Below are 2,186 nucleotides of genomic sequence, written 5' to 3'. Positions count from 1 at the left end.
CATAATATAAAATTAGAAATAATAGTACAAAAAAATTCTCAGATATATGGATTAAAAAATGAGTATTCTCAAGTATTGATAAATATTTTAACAAATGCAAGAGATGCATTGATTTCAAGAAAGATTAAAAATCCAAAAGTAGTATTACATATAAATGAAATTGATAAAAAATCAATAGTTAAAATTACTGATAATGCAGGCGGAATAAAAGTTAAGCCTATTGAAAAAATATTTGATCCTTTTTTTACTCAAGAAAAATCAAATGGTACAGGAATAGGACTTTTTATGTCAAAAATAATTATTGAAAATAATATGAATGGAAGACTTTTAGTAGAAAATTATTTAGATGGAGCAAGGTTTAATATAATAATACCTCTTAATTCGAAATAGTTTCAAGTTGATACCCAACTCCTGAAATATTTTTTACTGATTCTTTTCCAATTTTTTTTCTAAGTTTATTTAGTAATGATTTAAATGCAGAGTCAGTTGCTTCAAAACTATCTTCCCATAATTCATTTTTTATTTCATCTTTTGTACTAACTCTTGATTTATTTTCATATAAAAATTCTAATAATAGTAATTCTTTATTTGTAATATCTTTTTTAATTGAATTTTCAAAAAGTAGTTTTTTATTTATGTGATATTCTATATTATTCTTAAAATAAATTATCTCTTCAAATTGTTCTTTATATTCTAAAGCTGCATTTAAAAGAGCATTTTTTAAATCTTTTAAGTTTAATGGTTTTACTAAATAGTCAATTAACTTAAGTTTTGTTGCTTTTAATAAAAAATTTATATCTGTATGCGCAGTAAGTAAAATAATTGGTATGTACTTATAATTTTTTCTTATTTCACTTGAAAGTTCTAAACCTGACATTTCGGGCATATTAATATCACTTAATATTATATCAATGTTATTTTTCTTAAAAATACTAAGTGCTTCTTTTCCATTAGATGCTGAATAAACATCTTTACACAATAATTTAAGAATTTGTTCAATATTATTTCTAATATTTTTTTCATCCTCTACATAAAGAATATTAAGAGATTTTAGAATTTTAAGAGCTAAACTTGATGACATGTTTTGTGATACCTTTTTTAATTAATAATAATTCTTTTTGTAAAATATCATACTAAATCTTTATTAAAGTTAGATAAATTAAGGATAAATAAACTTTTTTTTTGTAATATGTGAAAATAATTTTAAAAATTAGGATATTTATGAAAAGAATTTTTTTAAGTATATTATCTGCTAATTTAGTTCTTACTAGCTTATATGCAACAAGTCTGAAAGATGTTGTAATTAAAACAATAGACAATAATTCAGATATATTATCAGAAAAATTTAATAAAGAAGCATATAAAAAATATATAGATGAAGAAAAAGGTGATTATTTACCTACTTTAGATTTTAATGGATATATTGAAGATTCAACTACAAGATTAAATAGAGATGATCAAATTAATGATCCAAGTAAAGCAAAAAAAGATGGTTGGAATGCATCATTAAGTCTTGAACAAATTTTATATGATGGTGGGAAAACACCAAGTGAAGTAGAAGAGTTTAGACATAAATATTATTCAAATAAATTTAGAAGTGATAGAAGAGTTGAAGAAATAATAAGAACTTCAATTGACAGTTATATTGATTTAGTAAAATATCAAGAACTTATGGACATAAGTGAAAACAATATAAAAGTTCATGGCAATTATCTAGAAATTGCTCAAGAAAAAGAGAAAATTAGTGGAGAGATACTAGAAAGTTTTCAAGTTAATTCAAAAAAACATTTTGTTATAGATAGATATTTAGAACAAAAAATATTAAAAAATGAAGCAAATAACAAATTTGAAGAATTAACAAGTCAAAAAATAGAAGGTAATATTTGTAGACCTATTTTAGATGAAAAATATATTCCTAATAGCTTAGAGAAAATTATTGAAGAAGCTTTAAGAAAAAATACAAAAATCTTAGAAACAATAGAGAAAATTAAAGAACAAAGAGAAATAGTTGTTCAAACAAATGCAAAGAATCTTCCAGAATTACTTTTTCAGTGGCAAATGTCTTGGGATAATGACTTATCTGAAGCTGAAAATGGAAGAGAAGATATAAATAGAGTAAGATTAGTTTTAAATTGGAACCTTTTTGAAGGTGGAAAAACAAGAAATGCTAAAATTAAAGAAAAACT

At 22.4% G+C, this 2,186-nt stretch carries 3 protein-coding genes; 2 read left to right on the top strand and 1 reads right to left on the bottom strand.

Annotated elements, in window-relative coordinates; translation table 11 throughout:
• On the top strand, positions 1–390 hold a 390-nt coding region (locus ACERKK_RS12945; protein ID WP_373773491.1), incomplete at its 5' end, for an ATP-binding protein.
• Here ACERKK_RS12945 and ACERKK_RS12940 read toward each other — a convergent pair.
• Positions 377–1,081, bottom strand: coding sequence for a response regulator transcription factor (locus tag ACERKK_RS12940; RefSeq protein ID WP_373773490.1), 705 nt, complete (start codon positions 1,079–1,081; stop codon positions 377–379). The two genes, ACERKK_RS12945 and ACERKK_RS12940, sit on opposite strands and share 14 nt — an antisense overlap.
• Before the next feature lie 140 nt (positions 1,082–1,221).
• Here ACERKK_RS12940 and ACERKK_RS12935 point away from each other — a divergent pair.
• A partial coding sequence (locus ACERKK_RS12935; RefSeq protein WP_373773489.1) for a TolC family protein occupies positions 1,222–2,186 on the top strand: 965 nt, incomplete at its 3' end.

The sequence above is a fragment of the Poseidonibacter sp. genome (genome assembly GCF_041821165.1).
Classification (GTDB): domain Bacteria; phylum Campylobacterota; class Campylobacteria; order Campylobacterales; family Arcobacteraceae; genus Poseidonibacter.
The sequence above is the reverse complement of the archived record's forward strand: the minus strand, read 5'-3'. Positions and strand labels throughout refer to the sequence as shown.

Excerpts from the sequence above, each read along its gene's own strand:
- ACERKK_RS12940 (WP_373773490.1), bottom strand. The coding sequence starts at position 1,081 with ATGTCATCAAGTTTAGCTCTTAAAATTCTAAAATCTCTTAATATTCTT.